This is a genomic window from Deinococcus sp. YIM 77859 (genome assembly GCF_000745175.1).
Classification (GTDB): domain Bacteria; phylum Deinococcota; class Deinococci; order Deinococcales; family Deinococcaceae; genus Deinococcus.
On the sequence record NZ_JQNI01000002.1, the window covers coordinates 965,347 to 989,593 of the forward strand.

General features: G+C 69.3%; 22 protein-coding genes. 12 read left to right on the forward strand and 10 right to left on the reverse strand.

Annotated features, from left to right (window positions below; genetic code table 11):
• Positions 1-3: 3 nt before the first annotated feature.
• From EI73_RS04900 to EI73_RS04915, 4 genes are all read right to left on the reverse strand, one after another.
• Entirely contained in the window at positions 4-1,503 is a 1,500-nt protein-coding gene (locus EI73_RS04900; RefSeq protein ID WP_034384775.1) for a YifB family Mg chelatase-like AAA ATPase, read from the reverse strand.
• Positions 1,503-2,360 carry a DegV family protein gene (locus tag EI73_RS04905; RefSeq protein WP_231557288.1) on the reverse strand — a complete coding sequence of 286 codons (858 nt, stop codon included), beginning with the start codon at positions 2,358-2,360 and terminating at the stop codon, positions 1,503-1,505. The genes EI73_RS04900 and EI73_RS04905 overlap by 1 nt, the downstream gene beginning before the upstream one ends.
• A gap of 370 nt (positions 2,361-2,730) precedes the next feature.
• A complete protein-coding gene (locus EI73_RS04910) occupies positions 2,731-3,018 on the reverse strand; it encodes a twin-arginine translocase TatA/TatE family subunit (RefSeq protein WP_034384776.1) in 288 nt (95 codons plus the stop codon).
• A gap of 97 nt (positions 3,019-3,115) precedes the next feature.
• On the reverse strand, positions 3,116-5,047 hold the full coding sequence (locus tag EI73_RS04915; protein ID WP_034384777.1) for a serine/threonine-protein kinase: 1,932 nt from the start codon (positions 5,045-5,047) through the stop codon (positions 3,116-3,118).
• 79 nt (positions 5,048-5,126) lie between these two features.
• Here EI73_RS04915 and EI73_RS04920 point away from each other — a divergent pair, with 79 nt between their 5' ends.
• Entirely contained in the window at positions 5,127-6,290 is a 1,164-nt protein-coding gene (locus EI73_RS04920) for a M28 family metallopeptidase (RefSeq protein WP_034384778.1), read from the forward strand.
• Complete coding sequence (locus EI73_RS04925; protein WP_034384779.1) at positions 6,287-7,732, forward strand: NAD(P)/FAD-dependent oxidoreductase; 1,446 nt, start codon at positions 6,287-6,289, stop codon at positions 7,730-7,732. Before EI73_RS04920 ends, EI73_RS04925 begins: the two co-directional genes overlap by 4 nt.
• On the opposite strand, the gene EI73_RS04930 is transcribed toward EI73_RS04925, so the two are convergent.
• Entirely contained in the window at positions 7,729-8,001 is a 273-nt protein-coding gene (locus tag EI73_RS04930) for a hypothetical protein (protein ID WP_034384780.1), read from the reverse strand. The two genes, EI73_RS04925 and EI73_RS04930, sit on opposite strands and share 4 nt — an antisense overlap.
• A 32-nt stretch (positions 8,002-8,033) precedes the next feature.
• On the opposite strand from EI73_RS04930, the gene EI73_RS04935 reads away from it, so the two are divergent.
• Positions 8,034-9,308: a replication-associated recombination protein A gene (locus tag EI73_RS04935; RefSeq protein WP_034384781.1), complete on the forward strand. Its 1,275-nt coding sequence runs from the start codon at positions 8,034-8,036 to the stop codon at positions 9,306-9,308.
• On the opposite strand, the gene pyrF is transcribed toward EI73_RS04935, so the two are convergent.
• The gene (pyrF, locus tag EI73_RS04940; RefSeq protein ID WP_034384782.1) at positions 9,305-10,108 is read right to left on the reverse strand and encodes an orotidine-5'-phosphate decarboxylase; all 804 of its coding nucleotides are present in this window, start codon (positions 10,106-10,108) and stop codon (positions 9,305-9,307) included. The genes EI73_RS04935 and pyrF overlap by 4 nt on opposite strands.
• 59 nt (positions 10,109-10,167) lie before the next feature.
• On the opposite strand from pyrF, the gene EI73_RS04945 reads away from it, so the two are divergent.
• The 9 genes from EI73_RS04945 to EI73_RS04985 all read left to right on the forward strand — a co-directional run bounded on the left by EI73_RS04945 (position 10,168) and on the right by EI73_RS04985 (position 18,465).
• Positions 10,168-11,022: a DUF1028 domain-containing protein gene (locus tag EI73_RS04945; RefSeq protein WP_034384783.1), complete on the forward strand. Its 855-nt coding sequence runs from the start codon at positions 10,168-10,170 to the stop codon at positions 11,020-11,022.
• A gap of 56 nt (positions 11,023-11,078) precedes the next feature.
• The gene (locus EI73_RS04950) at positions 11,079-11,546 is read left to right on the forward strand and encodes an RrF2 family transcriptional regulator (protein WP_034384784.1); all 468 of its coding nucleotides are present in this window, start codon (positions 11,079-11,081) and stop codon (positions 11,544-11,546) included.
• Positions 11,547-11,774: 228 nt separating this feature from the next.
• Positions 11,775-13,337 (forward strand): nitrite/sulfite reductase, encoded by a 1,563-nt coding sequence (locus tag EI73_RS04955; RefSeq protein WP_034384785.1) that lies wholly within the window; start codon positions 11,775-11,777, stop codon positions 13,335-13,337.
• Positions 13,334-13,879 carry an adenylyl-sulfate kinase gene (gene cysC, locus EI73_RS04960; RefSeq protein WP_034384786.1) on the forward strand — a complete coding sequence of 182 codons (546 nt, stop codon included), beginning with the start codon at positions 13,334-13,336 and terminating at the stop codon, positions 13,877-13,879. Before EI73_RS04955 ends, cysC begins: the two co-directional genes overlap by 4 nt.
• Positions 13,876-14,610: a phosphoadenylyl-sulfate reductase gene (locus tag EI73_RS04965; protein ID WP_034384787.1), complete on the forward strand. Its 735-nt coding sequence runs from the start codon at positions 13,876-13,878 to the stop codon at positions 14,608-14,610. The genes cysC and EI73_RS04965 overlap by 4 nt, the downstream gene beginning before the upstream one ends.
• 79 nt (positions 14,611-14,689) lie before the next feature.
• Positions 14,690-15,856, forward strand: a complete 1,167-nt coding sequence (gene sat / locus EI73_RS04970; RefSeq protein WP_034384788.1) for a sulfate adenylyltransferase — start codon at positions 14,690-14,692, stop codon at positions 15,854-15,856.
• Between the two features lie 74 nt (positions 15,857-15,930).
• Complete coding sequence (locus tag EI73_RS04975; protein WP_034384789.1) at positions 15,931-16,890, forward strand: ABC transporter substrate-binding protein; 960 nt, start codon at positions 15,931-15,933, stop codon at positions 16,888-16,890.
• Between the two features lie 4 nt (positions 16,891-16,894).
• Positions 16,895-17,725, forward strand: coding sequence for an ABC transporter permease (locus EI73_RS04980; RefSeq protein WP_034384790.1), 831 nt, complete (start codon positions 16,895-16,897; stop codon positions 17,723-17,725).
• Positions 17,722-18,465, forward strand: coding sequence for an ABC transporter ATP-binding protein (locus EI73_RS04985; protein ID WP_034384791.1), 744 nt, complete (start codon positions 17,722-17,724; stop codon positions 18,463-18,465). The genes EI73_RS04980 and EI73_RS04985 overlap by 4 nt, the downstream gene beginning before the upstream one ends.
• Positions 18,466-18,473: 8 nt before the next feature.
• Here the strand turns inward: EI73_RS04985 and EI73_RS04990 are convergent, their stop codons facing one another.
• The 4 genes from EI73_RS04990 to EI73_RS05005 form a co-directional block, all read right to left on the reverse strand.
• Positions 18,474-19,862 (reverse strand): MATE family efflux transporter, encoded by a 1,389-nt coding sequence (locus EI73_RS04990; RefSeq protein ID WP_034384792.1) that lies wholly within the window; start codon positions 19,860-19,862, stop codon positions 18,474-18,476.
• A gap of 82 nt (positions 19,863-19,944) precedes the next feature.
• The gene (locus EI73_RS04995) at positions 19,945-21,192 is read right to left on the reverse strand and encodes an aspartate aminotransferase family protein (protein ID WP_034384793.1); all 1,248 of its coding nucleotides are present in this window, start codon (positions 21,190-21,192) and stop codon (positions 19,945-19,947) included.
• 90 nt (positions 21,193-21,282) lie between these two features.
• The gene (locus EI73_RS05000; RefSeq protein WP_034384794.1) at positions 21,283-23,106 is read right to left on the reverse strand and encodes an ATP-binding protein; all 1,824 of its coding nucleotides are present in this window, start codon (positions 23,104-23,106) and stop codon (positions 21,283-21,285) included.
• On the reverse strand, positions 23,103-24,152 hold the full coding sequence (locus EI73_RS05005) for a DNA double-strand break repair nuclease NurA (RefSeq protein ID WP_034387767.1): 1,050 nt from the start codon (positions 24,150-24,152) through the stop codon (positions 23,103-23,105). Before EI73_RS05005 ends, EI73_RS05000 begins: the two co-directional genes overlap by 4 nt.
• Between the last annotated feature and the right edge of the window lie 95 nt (positions 24,153-24,247).

Consider the following 24,247-nt stretch of genomic DNA (forward strand, 5'->3'; position numbering starts at 1 on the left):
GCCTCACCCCAGCTCGCGCGGGCGGTAGGTGACCGCCTCTGCCAGATGTGCCTCACGGATGTCAGCGCTACCCGCCAGGTCAGCCACGGTTCTCGCCACCCGCAGCACCCGGTCAAAGCCCCGCCCGCTGAGGTTCAGTTGCCGAGCCGCCGCACGCAAAAAGGCTTCCGGGCCGGGCGCGAGGGGGGCGTGTCGCCGCAGGGCCTGTCCGGTGAGGTCACTGTTGCGTCCCCCCTGCCGCGTGAGCATCACGGCGCGGGCCTGGGTCACGCGGTCACGCACGGTGAGGCTGTTCTCGGTTTCGGGCGCGCGAGCAAGCTCGTCCACCGTCAACCTGGGAACGCGCACAATCAGGTCGATGCGGTCGAGGAGCGGCCCGCTTAGGCGCGCGGCGTAACGGGTGCGCTCGGTGGGCGTGCAGGTGCAGGGCCTCTCGGGATCACCGTGGTGACCGCAGGGACAGGGATTCATGGCGGCAATCAGCTGAAAGCGGGCCGGATAACTCACGGTGGCGCGGGCGCGGCTGATGGTGACCTGCCCGTCCTCCAGGGGCTGCCTCAGGCTCTCAAGCGCCTTGCGCGAGAACTCCGGAAATTCGTCCAGGAAAAGGACGCCTCTATGCGCCAGGCTCACCTCACCGGGTTTGGGCACGCTCCCGCCGCCGATTAACCCCGCGTCACTCACGGTGTGGTGAGGAGAGCGGTAGGGCGGCTGGCTGACCAAGCCCGCGCGCACGGCCAGCAGCCCCGCTGCGGAATGGATGCGGGTCACCTCCAGTGCCTCGGCGCGGGTGAGGGGCGGCAGGAGCGTGGGGGCGCGCCGGGCCAGCATGGTCTTGCCGCTGCCGGGCGAGCCGACAAGCAGCAGGTTATGGCCGCCCGCAATGGCAATTTCAAGCGCTCGCTTGGCCGCCGTCTGCCCCTTGATGTCCGCGAGGTCAAGGGGCGTGTCCTCACTGGGGGCCGTCTCGGGGGGCACCGCCTGGGGCAACGGACGCTCGCCGCTGAGGTGGCGCACCGCATCGAGCAGCGTGCGCGCGCCGTACACCCTCAAGCCGCCGATCAGGGCGGCTTCCGGCGCGTTTCCCTCCGGGAGCAGGGCGGGCCGGTCCTCCTGCGCGGCGAGCAGGGCAAGATTCACCGCCCCCGCGATGGGCCGCAGCGAGCCGTCGAGCGCGAGTTCTCCGGCACTCACGACCCTGGAGAGGGCCCCGGCGGGCAGCAGCTCCTGCGCCGCGAGCAGCCCGAGCGCGATGGGCAGGTCATACAGCGGTCCTTCCTTGCGCAGGTCGGCGGGAGCAAGGTTCACGGTGATGCGCGCGGCAGGAAAGGGCAGCCCCGCGTTGCGCACCGCCGCTCGCACCCGCTCGCGGGCCTCGCTCACCGCCTGGTCCGGCAAACCGACCACCGTAAAGGCCGGGAGGCCCGGGCTGACATCCACCTCCACCTCGACGGGCACGGCGTCCACGCCGATCAGGGCCACGCTGCGGGCGCGGGCCAGCATCAGCGTTCCACCGGCGGCACGCCCGCCACCCCCACGGTGCCTGGCCCCGCGTGGACCAGCAGCACGGCCTCCACCTCCTGGGTGCCCAGCACCCGCACGTTGCGCAGGGCGAGTTCTCCAGCCAGCCAGCGGGCGTCCGCCGGGTTGCCCGCATGCAGCACCACCGCCTCAAGGCCTGCGGGGAATGCTCGCACCACTTCGCGCAGGGCGGCGTGAAAGCCACGCACGCGGGCTGCCGCTTCCACCTTTCCGCCCTCCACCCGAATGATGGGGCGGACCTTGAGCACCCGCGCCGCAGCTCCGGCCACCCGTGAAAGCCGTCCGCCCGCGATCAGCCAGCGCAGATCCTGGGGCACAATGCGCAGAAAGACGCGTTCTCCGTACTGGGCGAGCGCCTGGGCGACGCTCTCGGGGTCACGGCCTGCGTTCAGCCAGGCGCGCGCCTGCCGCACCGCCGCTCCCAGCCCCGCGCTGACCAGCCCGGTATCCACCACCCGGATTCGGCCCCCGAACGCCTCTGCCCCCCGCACCGCCGCCGCGTACGTACCGCTGAGGGTCGAGGCGACCGGTAGGCACAGCACGCGGTCTGCCTCCACAAGCGCCGCCTCATACAGGCGGGCGAAGTCCTGCGGGGTGCCCTGGCTGGTGCGGGGCAGGGCACCGGCCAGCATCTGCGCCGCTAGGGCCTCGCTCGTCATGACGGACAGCTCGGGGCGAACCAGCGTGCCGGGATCGCTGTAGACCGTACCGCCCACCTCCAGCGTGAGCGGCACCACAAAGGCGCCGAGCGCCGCGCCCTCCGCCGCGCCCAGGCCCGCCGTGCTGTCCGTCACCAGCGCCACACGTTCCGGGATCACCCGGACAATCTAGCAGCCCGGCCCGCCGCCGGACAGGCAACATTTCAGCTCGGGGGGAAGGGTGCGCGGCATTCCGGTTCAAAGGGGCTTGGAGTGAGGGGAAGCGTTGCTTGCCACCCCCTCCCAGCCTCCCCCGCAAGGGGAGAGGAGCAAGAGGCGCGTCCACGTTCTCCCCTTCCCAATCCGCTTGCCAGGCAGACGAGCCGTTCGGGGCGAGGCAACCCCGTCAGCGTCCAGAACCACGCTTGCCCAGCGCAGCGCCGCTTCCCCGCAGCTGTGCCCGTCTGGGGGGAGAGAGCAAACCGAAGCAAGAAGCCCTGCCCCTCAAAAAAAGCCGCCTCCACCTCAGGAGGCGACTTCCCTTCAGACGTCAAGCGTGCGGCTTTTCTTCAACCACAGCCGGGGCAGGCGTGACCACCTGGGCTGTAGCGGGCGGCACGACGGCCTGCGCGGTGATGGTCTGCGCCGGTGCCGCAGCCTGAGACGGCGCCTCGCGGAAGCTGCCTTCCAGTTCTTCCTTGAGGCCCTGCGTCCCGCGGCGGAACTCGCGGATCCCCGCACCGAGGCTCTTGCCGAGTTCGGGCAGCTTCTTGGGGCCAAAGACGAGCAGGGCGATGAGAAGAATGACAAACAGTTCACCGGGTCCGATGTTGGGCATGTTCCTACCTCCGTGACGGGGACGGAGCTTGAGGGCGGCGTCCAGTTTCAAGTGTAGGGGCGCTCGTGCAGGCAAATGTCAGGGGGATATGAGAACCTCAGGGCTCAGGCTTCTCCCGGTAGGCACGCAACGTGCCGTTCATAAAGGCCACGTAGAGCGTCCCGCCCGCCGCGAGGGGCGTGGCCTGCACGCCTTCCCGCTCCCGCTGCTGCCAGCGCACCTCGCCGGTCTGCACGTCAAGCGCGGTCAGTTCACCCGCCTCGGAGGCGAGGAAAACCAGTCCAGCGCTGACGACGGGGCTGGCAGTGACCCGGCCTTGCAGGGTATGGCTCCACACGTCCTCGCCGTCTGCGAGGCGCAGGGCACGAACGGTCCCGCCCCAGCCCGCGACGAGGGCGAGGCCGGGCGTGAGGGCGGGTGCGGCCCAGATCTCATCCTCGAGGTCGTACGTCCAGAGGGTGGGCTCTGGCGTGGCGAGCTGCGCGCGGCCCGAAGCGGCGCTGAGGCCCAGGGCGTGGACCTCTCCCGGCCAGGTGGGAACGATCAGGGTGGCCTCGCCCGGTGCGGTCGGCAGCAGGGCGGGTGTGGCATGAACAGTGCCGACCTCTACCTTCCACAGGGGACTGCCGCTGCGGGCGTCCAGGGCATGCAGCCAGCCGTTCTCGTCACACAGCAGGGCGGCCCCGGCCCACAGAACGGGCGAGGCGGCCAGCGGTCCACCTGCGCGGTAGGCCCAGGCGAGTTCGCCACGCCGAGCGTCGAGGGCGTGCAGGTGACCATCCCGGCTGGCGGCAAGCACCCGCCCGCCCCAGAGGGTCGGCGCCCCGGTGAACTCGGCGCGGGCCTGATGCTGCCACAGTTCCTGTCCGTCCAGCCGAACACGGCGCAGGGTGCCGTCCCACGCGCCGTAGAGGACGTGGCCTTCCTGAAAGGTGGCGGGCGCCGTCACCTCGTCCCGGGCGGCGTAGGTGGCGTAGGGCCGCCCGGAGGTGTGCAGCAGGACCAACTGACCGCCGCGTGTGCCCACCGCGAGCAGGTCACCCTCGCCCACGACGGCGGCGGGCCAGGTCACCTCGCCGGGAAGAGGCACGCTCCACGCCTCGCGCAGGTGCTCCGGGCGAGCGGGACCGTCGGGGTGCTCGCCCGTGCGGGTGCGGCCGCCGCGGTACTGGCCCCGCGCGTGCCGTGCCCACACGTCCCGCCGTGCAAGGGCCCACAGGTGCGCCGCCGCCTCGCCGCTTTCCGGGCGGTCCTCCGGGCGCTTGGCAAGCAGCGCGAGCAGCACCCGCGCGACGGCGTCCGGTACGGCCGGGTTCAGGTCACGGGGGTCCGGGGGCGGCTCGTACACGTGCTGAAAGAGCACGCTCTGGTCACTGTCACCCACGAAGGGGGGAGAGCCGCAGGCCACCCGGTACAGCACGGCCCCCAGCGCATACAGGTCGCTGCGCGGCCCTACACCCACACCCCGCGCCTGCTCGGGCGCCATGTAGGCAGGGGTACCCAGCGTGACCCCGCTGCGGGTGAGGTGCCGAGAATGCTCGCTGAGGGCCACCAGCCCGAAATCCATGATGCGCGGCATCCGAGCGGCGTCAAGCAGGATGTTTCCCGGCGTCAGGTCGCGGTGAATGATCCCCTGCGCGTGGATGTACCCCAGCGCGCGCGAGGCAAAAGCCGCCGCCGTCAGGAAGTGCGCGAGCGGGCGCGGCGCGTCCTCCAGCGGCCCCAGGGCGGTCAGCGGCCCACCGGTGAGCAGCGGCATGGTGAAAAAACTGCGCGGCAGACCGCTCGCGTCGGTCACCTCGCCCAGGTCGAGCACCGGTACCACCCCCGGATGCGTCAGGCGCGCGAGCGTGCGCACCTCGCGCAGAAAGCGGGCCCGGTCGCCCTCGGGCAGGTGCGGGTGCAGCACCTTGACGGCCACCTCACGGCCCAACAGGTCGTCGCGCGCGCGGTAGACCTTCGCGCTGCCGCCCTCGCCAAGCAGGGCGTGCAGAAGGTAGCGGCCCGCGATGGTCGCGCCGATCTCCATCGCAGGGAGTGTAGCGCGGCGAACACCGAGGCAGGCCTGCGCTCACCTTCGCCCTGGCCCTGTATGCTTTGCTGTCTCCATGTGGCCACTGAACGGGCGGGCCCTCCTGGCCGCGCTGACCCTGGGTTCCTTCGCCCGAGCGGACGTTGAAACCGACCTTGCCACCGTCTTGCCGTTCGGTCCCCGGGTGGCCGGAAGCGCCGCAGGCGAACAGGCCCGCACGTACTTTGAGGCGCAGTTTCGCGCCCTGGGCTACGGCACCCGCCGGGAGGCCTTCTCCTACCCCCGCTTCGAGGACCTCGGTTCGGACGTGCGGGTGGGCGAGCGGGTCCTGACCGGGCGAGCCCTTCAGGGAACGGTGGGCGGAGAGGTCACCGCCCCCGCCGTCCCCGTGCCCGGCGTCGGTACGCCCAGCGACTTCGGGAAGGTGGACGTGCGCGGCAGGATCGCGGTCGTGCGGCGCGGTGAGCTTTCCTTCCTGCACAAGGCCCGCAACGCCCTGGCGGCGGGTGCAGCAGGCCTGATCGTGGTGAACAGCGAGGCGGGAGAGCTGCGCGGCAGCCTGGGCGAGCGGGTGGAGTTGCCGGTGTTGGGCGTTCCCCCCGCCGTGGGCGCGGCCCTGCGGGAAGGGCAGACGGTCAGCCTGCGGGTGCGCGTGCGGGAAGGCGAGGTGCACGGCGTGAACGTGGTGGCCTACAAGGCGAGCGCGGAGCCGCCCGAATTTCTGTTCGGCGGACACCTGGACTCGGTGCCCGGCGCACCCGGCGCCAACGACAACCTCTCGGGCAGCCTGGCCGTGCTGGAGTTGGCCCGCCGCGCCGTGAACACGCCCCTCGCGGCCCGCAGCCTCTTCGTCCTGTTCGACGGCGAGGAGGACGGACTGCGCGGCTCGCGGGCTTTTGTCAAGGCGAACCCCGCCGTTCTCCAGAGCCTCAAAGCCATGTTCAACTTCGACATGGTGGGCGTCAACGCCGCGCCCCTCGCGGTCGGTGGAGACAGCGCCCTGGTGGACGCGGCGCTTCGGGGAACACCGGCGCTGGGGTCGTTCCGCGCGGGCGGGGACAGTGACCACGCCTCCTTTAGCGCGGCGGGCGTTCCCACCCTGTTCTTCCACCGGGGGCTGGACGCGAATTACCACCAGCCGGGGGACACGCTGGCGGACCCCGCCCTGATCCGGGAGACGGTGGACGCAGCCCTACGAACGGTGGACGCGGTGCAGTCCGCCGGGCGCGCCGGGAGGTGAAGACCGGGCAGCCCGCCCTCGACGCCGTGGTTGTCGGCGCGGGACCGAACGGCCTGGCCGCGGCGATCACGCTCGCGCGCGCGGGCCTGCGGGTCCGGGTGCTGGAACGTCGCTGCCAGGTCGGCGGAGGCCTGGGCAGCGCTCCCCTCACCCTCCCGGGCTTCCGGCATGACGTGGGGAGCGCAGTGCATCCGCTGGGCATCGCCTCCCCAGCCTTCCGGAACTGGCCCCTTTGCGCCTTTGGGCTGAGCTGGATACAGCCGGACGCCCCCTTCGCCCACGTGCTGGAGGACGGGACGGGTGTGGTGGTGGAACGCGACCTGCACGCGGCGGCGGCGGCCTTTGGGCGGGACGCGCCGACCTGGCTGGCCCTGTTCGGTCCGCTGGTGGCGGACTGGCGCAGCCTGCTCGACGACGTGCTCAGGCCTTTGCCACGGCTTCCCCGCCACCCCTGGACGCTCGCTCACTTCGGCATTCGGGGGCTGACTCCGGCCACCCTCACGGCAAGGCTTCTGAACACACGGGAGGCGCGGGCCGCCTGGGCAGGCCTCGCGGCACACAGCACCCTGCCCCTCTCCGCGCTCGGCACCGGAGCCTACGCCCTCCTGCTGGGCACGCTGGCCCACGCGGCGGGCTGGCCCTTTCCGCGCGGCGGAGCGCAGGCGCTCGCGAATGCCCTGGCCGAGTACCTGCGCTTTCTGGGCGGCGAGATCGAACTGGGCGTGGAGGTGAGAACCGCCCGTGACCTGCCCCCCGCCCGCGCGGTTCTGGTGGATTCCAGTCCCGCCGTGTTGCTGAACATCCTGGGGGAGAGGGGAACACCCGGCTACCGTGCTTGGCTGCGCCGTTTCCGTTATGGCCCCGGCCTGCTGAAGCTCGACTACGCGCTCAGCGGTCCGGTGCCCTGGCGTGACCCCGCCCTACGGCGCGCAGGGACCGTTCACCTGGGGGGTACGCTGGAAGCGATTGCGGGGGCAGAGGCCAGCGTGGCACGCGGCAGGGCCCCAGAGCGGCCCTTCGTGCTGGCCGCACAGCCCACCCTGTTTGACCCGTCCCGCGCTCCCGCCGGCAGACACGTCCTCTGGGCCTATGCCCACACGCCGCCAAGCACGCCGGACGCCTACGCGGAAGTGATCGAGGCCCAGATCGAACGTGCGGCCCCCGGCTTCCGTGACCTCGTGCTCGCGCGGAGCACGACGAACGCCCGGCAGCTTCAGGCCTTGAGCCCGGTCTTTGAGGGGGGCGACGTGAACGGTGGAAGGGGTGACCTCCGGGGCCTGCTTGTTCGGCCGGTCCCCTCCCCTACCCCGTACCGCACGCCCGTCCCCGGCGTGTACCTGTGCTCGAGCGCAACGCCCCCGGGCGGCGGAATCCACGGGATGTGCGGCTTCTGGGCGGCACGTGCGGCGCTGCGGGACGTGTTCGGCAAGCGGGACGCTTAGTCTCCCACAAACACCTGCCGCTCATAGACGCCCGGAGCCAGGGCGGGCGGCAAGCCCCTTTCGGCCCGCTCGCGCAGGCGGCTCAGCACCAGGGCCAGCGAGGGGCCCGCGCCGTACATCCGAACGGCCTCGTTCGTCAGCAGGAGTTCGAGGCCGCGCGTGCCCCCGTCCTGGGTCGCTCGGAAAAGCTGCCCGCCGGGCTCGGCCAGCGGGATGACAGAGGTGCCGGGCGGAAAGCCTTCCCGTTCGATCTGTGCCTGAAGGTCCACGGAACCATTGTGCGCCCCGCTATCCTCGCCGGGTGACGCTCTTCGATCCGCCCGCCCCCCTGCCCGAGCGCCTGCGCCCCCGCACGCTCGCGGAAGTGGTGGGCCAAGGGCACCTGCTCGGGCCAGGCAAACCGCTCACGCGCCTGCTGCACAGCGGGCGGCTGGGCTCGCTGATTCTGTGGGGACCGCCCGGCGTGGGCAAAACCACCCTGGCGCGGCTGATCGCGCACGAAACCGGCGCCCACTTCATCCCGCTCTCGGCGGTGTCGGCGGGCGTCAAGGACGTGCGCGAGGCGGTGGCGGAGGCCGAGCGCCTGCGAGCGCGCGGGCAACGCACCATCCTCTTTCTGGACGAGATTCACCGCTTCAACAAGGCCCAGCAAGACGCCCTGTTGCCCCATGTCGAATCCGGCCTGCTCACCCTGATCGGCGCGACGACCGAGAACCCGAGCTTCGAGGTGAACCCGGCGCTCCGGTCGCGGGCGCGGACACTGGTGCTCGAGCCGCTGTCCAGCGAGGATGTGCGCGGCCTGCTCGAACGGGCCCTGCACGACCCGCGCGGGTTACCGGAGGTCACCGCCTCCAGCGAGGCGCTCGACCTGCTCTCGCGCCTGGCGGAGGGGGACGCGCGCCGGGCGCTGGGGACGCTGGAAGTAGCCGCGACCCTCGCCAACCCGGTGACGCCCGAGGCGGTGCGCGAAGCCTTTGGGCGGCACCTCCCCGCCATGGACAAGAACGGCGAAGACTTCTACAACCTGATCTCGGCGCTGCACAAGAGCGTGCGGGGTTCGCACGTGGACGCCGCCCTGTACTGGCTGGCACGCCTGCTCGAAGGCGGCGCTGACCCCCTCTACGTCGCTCGCCGCATCGTGCGGATGGCCTCGGAGGACATCGGCCTCGCTGACCCGCAGGCGCTGCGGCTGAGCATCGCCGCACGGGACGCGGTGGACTTCCTGGGCAGCCCAGAAGGCGAACTCGCGCTCGCGCAGGCCGTCGTGTACCTCGCCCTCGCGCCCAAGAGTAACAGCGTGTACGTGGCGTGGAAGCGGGCACAGGACGCGGTGCGCGAAGGCGAGACGCTCCCCGTGCCGCTTCACCTGCGCAACGCGCCCACCTCGCTTCTGCGCGCGCAGGGGTACGGTGAGGGGTACGCCTACTACTTCGACGATCCCGCAGGGTCTTTTGCGCAGGCCTACCTTCCGGACGGCGTGCGGCTAGACCTCTACGCCCCGGCGGGCGAGGGCTGGGAGGCGCGGGTAGAAGGGCGCTGGCGCAAGCTGCGGGAAGCGCACGGGGAGGGGAGTTAGAGGCCAAGCGCGGCGTTCAGCTCGTCGCGGAGCCTCTGGGCGGCAGCGCGGCTCGCCGCCACCTCCAATCCGTTTGCGTACTGCACGGCACGGCTCGCGCTCGCCAGCGCGCCCGTTCCGCCCGTATGAAAGGCCGGGACGAGGTCCGCGGCCTGCCCCCCCTGGGCCCCCAGGCCGGGCAGCAGCAGCAGCGCCCGCGGCATCAGCGCGCGAAAGGTGGCGAGGTCCCGGGGGTGGGTCGCGCCCACCACCGCACCGACGCTCGCGTATTCCCCTGCCTCCTCGGCGTCCAGCCGGGCCACCTCCACCGCCACGCGCTCGCTGACCCCCTGGCCCTGAAGGTCGGCCTGATCGGGATTGCTGGTCTTGACCAGGACAAAGACCCCGCCGCCGTTCGCGCGGGCAGCCTCCACAAAGGGCGCGAGGGTCCCAAATCCCAGGAAGGGATTCACCGTGAGGGCATCTCCCGCGTGCGTGCCCGTCAGCCACCCCTGCGCGTAGGCTGCGGCGGTGGAGCCGATATCGCCACGTTTGCCGTCGAGAATGACCGGCAGACCAAGCGTGCGGGCAGCGGCGCACAGCTCTTCTAGCAGCGCGAACCCGGGCAGACCGAGGGCCTCGAAAAAGGCGAGCTGCGGCTTGACGCAGGCGGCGTAGGGCGCGGTCGCCTCCAGCACGTCCAGCGTGTGGGCGCGCAGCTGGGCGTGGTCACGGTAGGCGCCCGCACGAGGATCGAGACCCACACACAGCCGGGACTGAAGGCGGCGGGTGCGGTCGGTGACGGCGGCGGCAAAGGTCATCCGGCCGAGGCTAACACGCGCAACCCACCGCCGGGGCTGGCAACTGCTAGCGTCTTCCCATGACCTTTTCTATCGTGGGCCGCGACCCGGTAACGGGCGACCTAGGTGTCGCTGTGGCGAGCAAGTTCCTGGCCGTGGGGGCGCTGGTTCCCTTCGCGCGGGCGGGCGTGGGCGCGGTCGCCACGCAAAGCTACGTCAATCCCCAGTACGGTCCGGACGGCCTGCGCGAACTGGCGGCGGGTCTGGCCCCCGCGGAGGTGGCGGCCAAGTTCCAGGCGACGGACCCCGACATCCGGCAGCGGCAGTTCGGGATGGTGGGGGCCGACGGACGCAGCGTGACCTTTACGGGCGAGGGCTGCCACGCCTGGGCAGGCGGCCTAGCACGCGAAAACGTGGCGCTCCAGGGCAACATCCTGACCGGTCCGGAGGTGCTGGAGGCGATGCTGGCGGCCTGGACCGCCGCGGCGGAAGAGCCCCTCCCCCGGCGCCTGCTCGCCGCGCTCCGGGCTGGAGACGGGGCAGGCGGGGACCGGCGCGGTCGGCAATCGGCTGCGCTCCTGTGCGTGGGGCCGGGGCGGGGGTACGGCGGCCTCAGCGACGACTGGGTGAACCTGCGCGCCGACGACCATCCCGACCCCTGCGCGGAGCTGGCGCGGCTCCTTGACCTCCATGACCTGCTGTTCGGCCGCCCTCACCGCACCCGTGAACTGACGGGGGAGGAACTGGAGTGGCTGCGCGCCCTGCTGATCCAAGAGGACTACGCGACCTCGCTTCCCGCCGGTCCCTGGGACCCCGACACGGAAGCCGCGGCCTGGGCCCTCTTCGGCACCGAGAACCTGGAGGAGCGCTGGGTACCGGGGGGCCGCTTCGACCCGGTGGCGCTCGCATACCTGCGGGAGCGGTTTGGAAGGTAGCGGCTCGCCCCCATTCCTGCTGGCGGCTGGCCGCTGGAAGCTGGTAGCCTCCTCCCATGCGGCTTTCGGCCACCGATGTCTATGCCTTTCAAGCGCTGGGCTACCTGGGGCTCCAGGACAACGCGCGCTGGGTGTCCAGCGAGGAGATCAGTGAGGCGACGGGCGTTCACCGCCCCTACCTGGTGCGCATCCTGGCCGCGCTGACCGCCCGGGGCATCGTCAAAAGCAAAAAGGGCATCGGCGGCGGGTACGCCCTCAGCCGCAAGCCAAAGCTGATCTCGCTGTGTGAGGTGGTGCGGGCGGTCGACGGCCCGGTCGCCCCCCTCTCCTGTATCAGCCTGAACTGGCACGAGCCGTGCGTGGAGGAACACCGCTGTCACGCCCGCGCGACGGTCTACCAGCGAATGCGTGACGCGATGCTCGCCGTGTTGCAGGAATTCAGCGTCGAAGACCTCGTGCAGGATGCCCGCCAGGGCGTGAGCTACGGGCACTGCCTGGGGCACCTGCTCAAGCCGAATGCTTGAGGAGCCGGGAACGGCCAGCCCAGTTTGACCCCCCCGGTCTGAAAGAGACCTAGAACAGTTGACTTGTTTTATCCGCCATAGAAGATTACCATTTTTATCAATGATGCTGCGGTCGCTCCACTGTCACTGTCCCCTGCAAAGGTCCCGGCCGTCCGCCGGTCGTGGAAGTCGCTGACTCTGGCCCCACAGCTCTGCCTCTCGCCTCCCCGAACCCCACGGAGCCTTCTGATGAGCGATATCGAAGCCCTGAAAAAAGAGATTCCGCCCTTTAAGGTGTTTGAGCTGATCCCGCAGTTCGCCGCCCAGGGGTTTATTGACCCCGACAAGATCGACCTGCTGAAGTGGGCGGGCGTCTATCCCCAGCGCCCGCAGGAAGACGGCTACCTGATGATGCGCGTCAAGGTCCCGACCGCCGAGTTCTCGTCGGACACGCTGCGGGTGGTGGCGGGCATCTCGGAAGAGTTCGGGCGCGGCTTTCTGGACGTGACGGACCGCCAGGCCTTTCAGTTCCACTGGCTGCGCATCGAGCAGGTGCCGCAGATCTTTGAGCGCCTGGAACACGCGGGCCTGCTGCACACCAAGGGGGCCTGCGGCGACACGGTGCGCGCGGTGATCGCCTCGCCGCTCGCGGGCCTCGACGCCCGTGAGGTGATCGACGTACGGCCCTTGGCTGCCGCGATGGAAGGAACGCTGAGCGGCAACCCCGACTTCCAGGACCTGCCCCGCAAGTTCAAGATCAGCCTGACGGGGACGCCCGAGCTCGAAGGCGTTCACCTCATCAATGACATCGGCTTTCTGGCCCACCGCGTCGGCGATGAGGTCGGCTTTGACGTGTGGGTAGGCGGCGGTCTGGGGGCACTCGCGCACCTCGCCAAGCGGCTGGGGGTGTTTCTGCGGCCGGAAGAGGTGGTGGAGGTGGGCCAGGCGATCACCGCCGCCTACCGTGACCACGGCTACCGCGTGAGCCGCAAGAAAAGCCGCCTGAAGTTCCTGATCAAGGACATCGGCGTGGAGCGGTTCCGCGAGATGGTGGAGACGCAGTACCTGGGCCGCAGGCTCACGGACGGTCCCCCCGCGCCCGTGGCCCGTTTTGGCGGCAACGACGTGCTGGGCATCCATCCCCAGCGTGACGGTCTGAACTACGTGGTCGTCGCGACCACCGTGGGGCGCATCGATCCCTTCAAGGCGCGCCGGCTGGCGGAGCTTGCCGACCGCTACGGCCAGGGCGTGCTGCGGACCACCGCCTTCCAGAACATGATGATTCCCCACGTGAAGTCAGAGGATCTCGCGGCGCTCAGCGCCGAGCTGGAGGCGATCGACCTCGCGCCCAAGACCACCCTGCGCGGCACCACCATCGCCTGCACCGGCACGCAGTTTTGCCGCCTGGCCCTCACCGAGACCAAGGCCCGCACCGCCGCCCTGGTCAATGACCTGGAGCCCAAGTTCAGCGACCTGGACGTGCCCTTTACCATCAACCTGACGGGTTGCTCGAACGCCTGCACCCGTTACCAGGTGGCCGACCTGGGCTTTATGGGCTCGCTCCGCGGAGAAGAGGAAGTCTTCCAGGTGCACCTGGCGGGCAGCATCGGGCAAGCGCAGCGCACAGGCACCAAGCTGAAGGGCTTTGTGCCCGGCACCCGGTTGAACGAGTACACCGAGGCGGTGCTGGCCGACTTCCGCGCGAACAAGCGGCCCGGCGAGAGCTTTGTGGAGTACGCTGACCGGGTGGGCCACGAGCGCTTTGCGCCCGACACCCTGCTGAAGCCCGACGAGGAGGCCGTCCTCGCATGACCGGCACCCTCAACCGTCCTGAAGTCGGAACCGGCCGCGTCGTGTGGTTGACTGGCCTCTCGGGCGCGGGCAAAAGCACCCTGGCAAACGCCCTGTACGCGGAGCTCGCCGCACGGGGCGAGCGGGTAGAACTGCTCGACGGTGACGCGGTTCGCGAGAACCTCAGCAAGGGGCTGGGGTTCACAAAGGCCGACCGTGACACCAATGTCCGGCGAATCGCCTTTGTGGCGGGCCTGCTTGCCAAGCACGGCGTGACCGTACTGGTCAGCGCGATCAGCCCCTACAGAGACACCCGGCGCGAGGTGCTCGCCACCCTGCCCAACGCCACCGAAGTGTTTGTGGACGCGCCTCTGGAAGTCGTGACCGAGCGCGACGTCAAGGGCCTGTACCGCAGGGCTTTGGCCGGAGAGATCCCCCACTTCACCGGCGTCTCGGATCCCTACGAGGCCCCCGAGAACCCTGACCTGCACCTGCGCACCGACCGCATCACGGTGGAAGAAGGCGTGCGACAACTGCTCGCCCATCTGGAGGGCCGGGCATGACCGCTTTGGAAAACCGCGCCGAGGTGCGGACGCCCGAACAGGGAGGCGAACCGCTGGCGACCGCGCCGAGCTTTACCCCCGACACCGACCCCCGCGAGATCATCCGCTGGGCGCTGGCACAGCACCCCGACCTGCTGATGCCGAGTGCCTTTAACCTCAACGGCGTGGTGCTGCTTGATCTGGCTGTGCGGGCGGGTTACCGGGGTGAGGTGGTGTTTGTAGACACGGGCTACCACTTCCCCGAGACGCTAGCGACGCGTGACCGTCTCGCGGCCCGTTACCCGGAACTCACCTTTGTCACGCTGCACGGGGGCGCACATCCCGAAGACGGGCAGACCGCACCCGACCTGTACGCGAGTGACCCCGACGCCTGCTGTGCGGCGCGCAAGGTGGCGCCCCTCCAGGCCTATCTTCGGGAGAAAATGCCCTCCGCCCTGCTGAATGCCCGCAGCCGCGACCAAGCGAGCACCCGCGCCGATATCCCCTTTGTAGAAACCGGCGGCGCGCGCGTCAAGGTCAATCCCCTGGCCTACTGGACCCGCGAGCGCCTAGAAGCCTACGCGAGAGAACACGACCTGCCGGTAAACCCACTGTACTGGGACGGCTTTCTGAGCATCGGCTGCTGGCCCTGCACCCGCGCCGTTCGGCCCGGTGAGGACGCCCGTGCGGGCCGCTGGGCCGGGAAGGGCAAAACCGAGTGCGGGCTGTGGACCGGGGAAAACAGGCTGTAAGATCGCCCCGCTTTCCCGCCTGTGCTCTTAAAGTTGACCTTATTCATCCACTTCTTTTTCTTGTTCTGCGAGGCTCTTCATGACGACGCTCTCCTCTTCTCTTCTCCTTCCGACTCCCCTGGGCGGCACCCTGGTGAACCGGGTGCGGCGCCCTGGCCATGACTTCGATGGGGCGGAACTCGCTGCCTGTCCCCAGCTGGAACTGAGTGCCCGGTCCTATGCCGATCTGGAGATGCTGGCCACGGGGGCCTACTCCCCGCTCACAGGCTTTCTGGGTGAGGCGGATTACCTCAGCGTCATCGAGCATATGCGGCTCGCAGACGGCACGCCCTGGAGCATTCCCATCACCCTGCCGGTGAGCCGCGAGGCAGCGGGACAGTACACGGGCCGCGTGGTGCTGACGCGCGGCGGAGAACCGGTGGGCACACTGGACGTGCAGGAACGCTTTGAGGCGCAAAAGAGCCTGGAGGCGCGTGAAGTGTACCGCACGGAAGACCCCGCCCACCCCGGTGTAGCGGCGCTGTACGCCCAGGGCGACGTGTACCTGGCCGGGCCGGTCACCCTGTTTGCGGTGCCGCGCGGCGCCTTTCCGCAGCATCACCGCACGCCCGCAGAAGTGCGTGAGGTGATCGAGGCGCGCGGCTGGCGCACCACCGTCGCCTTCCAGACCCGCAACCCGATTCACCGGGCGCACGAGTACCTGCACAAGGTCACGCTGGAACTGGTGGACGGCCTGCTGCTGCACCCCCTGGTCGGGCAGACCAAGGGGGACGACGTCCCCGCCGCGACGCGCGTCAAGGCCTACGAGGTGCTGCTGGAGAAGTACTACCCGCAAGCCCGCACCCTGCTGAGCGTGTACCCCGCCGCGATGCGCTACGCCGGACCGCGCGAGGCGATCTTGCACGCGCTCTCGCGGCGCAACTACGGGGTGACCCACTTCATTGTGGGCCGTGACCACGCGGGCGTGGGGAACTACTACGGCACCTACGACGCGCAGGAAATCTTTTCGGCGTACACCCCGGAGGAGTTGGGGATCCGCATCCTGAAGTTCGAGCACACCTTCTACTGCCGCACCTGCGGACAGCTTGTCAGCCCGCGCACCTGCCCGCACGACGCTTCGCACCACCTGGTGCTGAGCGGCACCAAGGTCCGCGAGCGGCTGCGCGCCGGGGAGAAACTCCCCAGCGAATTCACTCGGCCCGAGGTGGCCGAGGTGCTGCGCGAAGCGTATACCACTCAGGATTAATCTCTGTTCTCTCTCAATGGGCTCCTGACCTTACCGGAGCCGTGTTGACTCACACTCAGCCCAAGGAGGGATTCATGCGCCGTACCCTGGCCCTGCTGGCCGCCCTGCTCGCCACCGCCGCTCACGGCCAGTCCGCCACGACGGTCCGCCTCGGTTTTTTCCCCAACCTCACCCATGCCCCCGCCCTGGTTGGGCTGGAGCGGGGCACCTTTCAAAAGGCGCTGGGCAACGTGCGGCTAGACGCGCGCGAGTTCGTCTCCGGGACCACCCTGATGGAGGCCTTTGCTGCAGGTCAGCTGGATCTCGCCTATGTCGGTCCCGGTCCGGCGATCAACGGGGCCACGCGCGGCATGCCCCTTCAGATTGTCGCGGGAGCGAGCGAGGCGGGGGCTGTCCTCATCGCGCGCAAGGATAGCGGCATCAAGACGTACAAGGACCTCGCTGGAAAGCGGGTGGCGGTGCCCAGCCTGGGCAACACGCAGGACATCAGCCTGCGCCACCTCCTGGGTGAACAGGGCTTGAAGGCACAGACGGACGGCGGCAACGTCACCGTGACGCCCGTTCCACCCGCCGACATCGCGGCGGCTTTTGCCGCCAAGCGGGTGGACGCGACGCTGGTCCCAGAACCGTGGGGCGCACTGCTGGAATCTCAGGGTCATCGCCTGGTCGGCAACGAGAAGACGGTGTGGCGCGAAGGGGAGTACCCCACCACGATCGTGATCGTGAATGCGCGCTTTGCCCAGGCCAACCCTGCGCTGGTCTCAGCCTTTCTTAGGGCCCATGCCGACGCCGTCACCTTCCTGAACAAGAACCCAGCGGCGGCGCAGCGGGCCGTAAACAGCCAGCTTGAGAAGCTGACCGGGCAGAAGCTCGACCTGCGGGTGTTGCAACGCGCCATGACGCGTACGCGCTTCACGACCGCCCTCCGGGCTGAAGCGCTCAACGAGTACGCGCAGTTGAACGTGGAAGCTGGGTATGCCCGCAGCGTGCCGGACCTCCAGCGCTTTATCAACACCGCATTCCTGAAAAAGTAAAGACATGACGAGTCTCTCTTCGCTGGACACCACCTCCGCTCCCCGCCGTCCCCGGGGCCGGGTGCTGCTGTGGCAACTGCTGGGTCTGCTGCTGCTCCTTGCGCTGTGGTGGCTGGTGACCGATGTCCTTAGGCTCTATCCGCCCTACGTGTTCCCGAGTCCCCGAGCCGTCTGGACCGAGATCAGCTACGGGCTGTGGGGCAGTGGCCCCCAAGACGGCAAGCTTCTGGCCGCCATCGGCAACAGCCTGCGCCGGGTGCTTCTTGGGTATGTGGTCGCCGTCCTGCTTGGCGGCGTGATCGGGCTGCTGATGAGCGCCTGGCGACCCCTGCGAGACACGCTGGGCGCGTACCTGACGGGCATCCAGAGCGTGCCCTCCATCGCCTTTGTGCCCTTTGCGATCCTGTTTTTTGGACTCAACGAACGGGCGGTGCTGTTCGTGGTGATTCTGGAGGGCTTTATTCCCGTCGCGCTTGCTGTGTCCGGGGCCCTGCTGAACGTGCCCCCGGCGCTGCGTCTTGCCGGGCGAACGCTGGGCGCTCGGGGCCTGGGGCTCACCACGGGTGTGCTCCTCCCCGCCGCGGTGCCCAGCATCCTCACCGGACTGCGCACCGCCTGGAGTTTTGCCTGGCGTGCTCTGGTGGGCGGCGAACTGCTTGTGAGCGCGAGTGCCAGCCTAGGCGCACAGCTCGAAGTGGGGCGCAACACCGCGAATATGGCGCTCGTGATCGCCACCATCCTGATCATCGGGATGATCGGCGGCCTGTTTGACGCGGGGCTGCGTGGGCTGGAAGGCCGCGTTCGCCGTGACTACGGCCTGGAGGTGCAACAATGACGGCCACGATGACCCGTTCCACCACCAGTGCCGGCGTCGCTCCGCAGGGAGTTCCCCTCACGCTGGACCGCGTGACCTACCGGTACGGCCGCGGCCACGCGGGTGTGGGGCCCCTGGATCTCCAGGTGCGGGCCGGAGAGTTCCTGTGCGTGGTCGGGCCCTCCGGCAGCGGCAAGAGCACGCTGCTGTCCCTGCTCGCGGGCTTTTTGCACCCCCAGGCAGGTGAGATTCGCCTGGGAAACACGCCACTTCGGGGCCCAGACCCCCGCCTGACCCTGGTTCAGCAGGAGCCCGCGCTCTTTCCCTGGCGTACGGTTGCTGGAAATGTCGCCTTTGGTCTGGAACGTCAGCGCCTTCCGCGCGCGGAGCGGGCCACCCGCGTAGAAGACACCCTGAAGCTCGTGGGCCTAGGCGGCTACGGCCCCCGCCGCGTGCACCAGCTCTCGGGTGGCCAGCGGCAGCGCGTGAGCCTGGCCCGTGCCCTGGCCGTACAGCCCCAGCTTCTGCTGCTCGACGAGCCCTTCAGCGCCCTGGACGACCGCACGCGCACGGTCCTTGCCGACGAACTGCTTGCCATCTGGTGGGCGCGCAAGATCACCGTCGTCTTTGTGACCCATCACCTCGAAGAGGCCCTCGCCCTCGGTCAACGCGTCGTGGCCCTGCGCGCCGGGGAGATCGCCCTTGACGCAGCAGCCAGAGAACTCAGCGTAGGGCAACTACGGGAGATGCTGGAAGGGTAGCGCTTGTCTCAGGGGGCACCTCCCTGCGCCGCCGCCAGCGCCTCCCAGTTCACGCGGCGGCGCCGCCACTCGAAAATCAGCACCTTGGCGACCTCGTCCAGCACGCGGGCCAGAAAGACACCCCACACGCCCAGTGGGGTATACAGGCCCAGGAGAATAGCCAGGGGCAAGCCGACGACAAAGGCCCCGACGACATCACCCGTGATGACGCCCTTTCCGTCACCGGCGCTGGGAAGCACGCCGCCTCCCAAAATCATGTTCCGCACCTTGATGACCTGCGCGGCGGCGTTGATCAGGATGCCCCCGGCGGCGATGGCCCGCACATCTGCGCCAACGGCGGGAAACAGCAGCGGCAACAGCAGCGCGCTGAGGGCAAAGAGCAGACCAAAGCCCAGCCCGGTCAGCAGGCCGGTGCGGGAGACACGGTTCAGCCAGCCTCGCGCCCCAGAGGCGTCCCCCGCGCCCAAAGCGCGCCCGATCAGGACCGTGGCCGCGCTCATCAGGCCAAAACTCCCCACGATGAAGATCCCCTCCAGGGTGCCCACGATCTGACTGGCCGCCAGCGCCTGCGTGCCCACCCGCGCGAAGACCGCGGCGTAGAGAAAGCCCCCCAGGCTCCACAGAAACTCGGTCAGGCCGATGGGCGCAGAGAGGGTGAGCAGCGGCCCAGCAACAGCGCGGCGCGTGCCGGGGCTGGGCAGGCGGAAGGCGGCCAGGCGGCGCGGCCCGTACACCAGCCCGGCCAGCAGCAGAGCCTTGAGCGTCTGCGCGAGCACCAGCGCCCAGGCCGCGCCCACCACCCCCAGCGGCGGGAGCGGGCCGACCCCGAACACCAAGCCCAATGCGGCAAGGCTCTCCACCAGGACAGTGACCATCGTGGCGACCATCGGCGTTCGCGCGTGGCCCAGGGACCGCAGCGCGCCACTCAGAATCCCGCCGATCACACCGGGCACCAGGGCCAGCATGCTCACCTGGAGGTACGGCACGGCCAGGGTGGTGACGTCCGCCGCGCCGCCCGCCCACCCCAGCAGGCCCGCCGCGCCGGGAATGACGAGCACAGTCACCAGCACGGCCAGCAGCGTGCTGACGGCCAGCGCCACCGCCAGCGTTCCGTTGACGCCCGCCTGGTCTGCCGCCCCGGCGCGCCGAGCGATCAGAATGCTGGTCCCCGAGCCCAGCGCCCCCAGCGTCACGAAAAACAGGAAGCCCACACTCCCCGAGAGCCCGACCGCCGCCACGGCCACCGCCCCCAGCGACCCCACCACCACCTGATTCACAAAGGTGAGCACCAGTTGCAGCACCATCTCCAGGCTGACAGGAACGGCGATGGCGGCCACCTCGCGTGCGGGCGCGCGGGCTTGAATCGATTCAGAGGGGAGAACAGGAGCAGCAGACATGTCGGGTCAGGGTACACCTCTGGCCGTCACCGAACGTCAGCCGAATGACGGAAGAGACCTCCAGCCTTCCGCCCGCAGGTCTCTATTCCGTCTGCTTGTCCTCCCGCACCTCCTGCGCGGGGACCTCACGTGGGTTCACCGTGTTCAGCACACGCTCGAAGGCGGCGACCACCTGATCGATCTGCTCCCGGCTGATGGTGATGGGCGGCAGGAAGCGCACGACGAGCGGCGTGGCGGCCAGGGTGAGGACACCCTCCTCGTGTTCGAGGGCGGCGATGTAGGGGGCGCTCTTTTCCTTGAGTTCCACGCCGATCATCAGACCCAGGCCACGTACCTCGCGGATCTTGGGGGAGCGAATGGCGCGCAGCCGCTCCATGAAGTAGGTGCCCTTCTCGCGGGCCTGCTCGGCCATATTCTCGCGCTTCATGGCGCGGATGGCGGCGATGCCAGCGGCCATCGCGAGCGGATTCCCGCCGAAGGTGGTGCCGTGACCACCTGCGGGCATGCGGTCCGCGACCTCCCCCGTCATCGCAAAGGCCCCCACCGGCACGCCGCCCGCCATCGCCTTGGCCAGGGTCATGCCGTCGGGCACCACGCCGAAATGTTCGGAGGCAAACATCTTGCCGGTGCGGCAAAATCCCGTCTGAATCTCGTCGAGAATCAGCAGGGCACCCTTTTCGCGGGTGATCTCGCGCGCTGCCTGAATGAACTCGCGGCTGACCGGACGCACGCCGCCCTCGCCCTGTACGGGTTCCATGATCACAGCGGCGGTTTGGTCCGTCACCGCGGCGCGCAGTTCACCGACATTCCCGTACGTCACAAAGTCTACGTGCTTGTTGTCGACCGCCTCCCCAAAGGGCTCGCGGTACTTCGGTTCCCAGGTAAAGGCCAGCGCCCCCAGGGAGCGGCCCGAAAAGCCGCGCTTCATGCTGACAAAGCGCGAGCGGCCCGTCGCCGTGATGGCGAACTTCTTGGCCGCCTCCATCGCCTCGGTGCCGCTGTTACACAGAAAGACGCGCTCAAGACCCTGCGGCAGCACGCCCACCAGTTCGGTGAGGAACTCGGCCCGCCTGTCGTTGGGCAGGGTCTGCGGCATCACGATCAATCGGGCGGCCTGTTCCTGAATGGCCCTCACCACGTCGGGGTGGCAGTGACCGATATTCGCCACGCCGTACCCGGCCACGCAGTCGATGTACGCGCGGCCCCCCTCGTCCCAGACCGTGGCGCCCTGGCCGCGCACCATCACGACCTGATGCTTGTTGTAGACGCCGGAATCAAAACGCATCTCGGCGTCGAGCCACTTGCTTGCCTTCGCGTTCGTGCTCGTCATGGATTCAGTGTAGGGGTGCGGAGCCGAAAATGGGCCGGGGTGTCCAGCGGGGTGACCCCGGCGCAGCGCACCCGGGCTGCCGTGCTCGCGTCACCGCAGCCATTCCTCGCCGACATCCTCGACGGCGCGGCCATCGAGATCGTCCACCTCGTCGCGGCGGGTGGCCCAGGCAGGAAAGGGGTAATTCACCAGGACGGGGTTGGGAACGTCCGGCTGCGAAACGAGCATGGTGCCCGGCTGAAGGATGCCCGCGCGAGCGCGAAAGCTCTGCGGCAGAAAGCGGTACTCGGGGCGCTCGGCTTCGGCCAGGTCCAGGCGGCCCACCACACGAATCGCCGCGTTGGAGACAATGCGCCGCTCGACTTCAGAGGCGGTCTGCTGAGCGCCGATCAGGATGATGCCCAGCGAACGGCCCCGCTCGGCGATCTCCAGCAGCACGTCCTTGATGGGGCTGCCCTCGTCGCGCGGGGCGTACTTGTTCAGCTCGTCCAGCACCACAAAAACCGTGTCCTGCCGCCCGTAGCGTTCCTTGTGCTCGAACACCTCGCGCAGCAGCACCCCCACCACAAACATCTGCGCGGGGCCAGACAGGTTGTGGATGTCCACCACGCTGAGCTGCGCGCCCCCCAGCAGGTTGGGACGGTAGCGGGCAGCCTCAGCGGGCGTTAGGTCGCCGCGGATCAGGGGCGAGAGGTGTTTTTGCACCCCCCGCAGGCGCCGGGTAAAGGCGCGCAGGGTTCCCGGCGCCTGCTTGAGCACCCACTTGGGGTCACCTTCGCCGTCGCGCTCTTCGAGCAGCTTGAATTCCAGGTACGAGATGAGCTGGTCGAGGGTGCGGATGTTGACGCTGCCCATGTCTCCGAATTCCAGGTCCTCGGGAGGCGTCTCGCTGCGGTCTACCTGCCAGTCGTCCACGTGCAGACCGGTGCCGGGCGTTGTCTGCCCCGCTGCCAGGCGCGCGAGCTTCTCCTCGACGTTGCCGATCACGAAGCTCAGGTTGAGGCTGCTTCCGGCATCCGCAAACACGTAGGGCAGCATCCGCCGCTCGCAGAACTCGCGCAGGCTGAAGATGAAGGGAGTAACGCCCTCCGAACGCTGGTCGGTGTGCGGCACGATGGCCCCATTCCCGGCGCGGGGCGGCGCAAGAAACTGCGTGTCGCGGAAGGGCGTCATGGGCAGGCCCAGCAGGGCATACCGGTCGCCGCTCAGGCCCTTTTCGGCACAAGCCGCAGCTTCACGCCCCCGAACGTTGCTGTTGGGCTTGTCGAGAAAGAGCAGGTCTTCGCCCTTCACGTTAAAGATGATGGCGCGTCCACCCGCCGTGCCCGCGGTTCGTCCGCCGCTTGCCTGCGCCACCCGGTCCATCACGCCGCTGCGGAAGATGGAGTGCAGCAGGAAAAGGGCGTAGCTCGTCTTCGTCGCCACGCCGGAGATGCCGCTGATGTTGATGTGCCCGCCCTGTTCGCCGTTCACAAAGCGGAAGTTGAGCGGCAGGGGCTGTCCGTCGGCAAGCAGGCCCGCCGGAAAGGCCGCCTCCTTCATCTTGTCGGCGCTGAGGGCCATCGCCAGCGCGTTTCCCTGGGCCCGGCGCACCTCGTCACCCGGCTGCGGCGGAATGAAGTGCTCGGGGTCCACCCGCGTCACCAGCACCCGCGCCGCGTAGCTGACCGAAGCGGGCAGCACCCCCGCCACCACGTCCTCCACGTCCGACTCAAAGGTAACGCCCTCATGCCGCTTGCGAACATTGTCCACCAGCCCGTAGAAGTGCACGCTGCGGCCATCCGGCCTGCGGGTTTCCACCACCACCAGATCATCTAGGCCTACGCTCGCGCCCGCCGCCACCGCGAACCAGAAGACAGTGGGCGTGACGTCCTCGGTGCCCAGCACCCGTCCCAGACGCTCCACCGAGGTCACGCGACCACCCCCGACCCGTACTGCGCGGCGAGGTGCATGCGGATACGCCGGGTGACGAGTTCCAGGCTGCCCAGCGCGCGGGTCATGGCCTGCTCGAGCGCGGCGGTTGGAATCAGGTTCTGGGGCGCGCGGGGGTCCTTGTGCGGCTGGCTGGCGAGGCGGCACAGCAGCGCGCCCGACAGGTCCGCGATGTCCCGCACGCCGCGCGGCACGAACTCCACATCCTCGGGGGCGTGCATTTCTAGCCGCATCACGCCCGCGAGGGGATGCTGGTAGAAGGGGGCCTGACACAGGCGGACATACCAGGTAAAGCGCTGCTCGCGGCCTCCCCCGCCCTCACCGCGGTCGCCCACCGAGAAGCGCAGAATGGGCGTGCGTTCGCCCGGCTTCAGCTCGGTCAGCAGACCGATGCGGTCGGCACCCAGGTAGTCGGTGTGGAGCGTCTTGACGTAGCCCACCACCGCGCGTCCGGCCTCGCCCACCCGCACCGGACCGTCTTGCAGCACCAGCGTGTCCGGCAGAGCGTCCGGCTCCGTCTCATCGAGGGGCAGGGGCGAAGCGAGGTCCGCGCTGAGCTGCTGCTCGGCATCCAGCATCAGGCGCTGAATCTGACTCCGCGCGCCTTCCACCTGCGCGCCGCGAAAGGGCTGCGGCTGGTACTCTAGGCGTCCCGTGTGCGGGTTGCGGGGGCTGAGCTGGGCCGGTTCAAGCGGCACGTCTCCGCTGTAGGCGAGCACTCGGCGCGCGGCCACATCCTGCAGGCTGGCCTGCCGCGTTCCGTGCGGACAGAGGTCCACTGCCCCCACGACGTAGGCACCAAAACCGGCCACGCTGAGATGGCCTGCCTCATCGTCCAGCAGCAGCCGGGCTTCCATGCGCGGCTTGCCGTCCACAACCAGGACCCGCCGCACCCGTTGCGGCACCCCGCGGGGAGGAAGAGCGGCCCAGCGGTTGGTCTCGGCATCCATCACCAGCCCCGCAAACGGCTTTAAGGTCAACTGTCCGTCGTGGGTATCCACCGGCCAGGGGTCAAGGCGAATGCGCATGGAGCGCATTGTAGGCCTGTTGCCCCCACCATGAAGACAAAAGAGAGACAGCCGCAGCGAGGCCAGCTTTTGTCCTCGTGCGGCTCAGCGTTTGT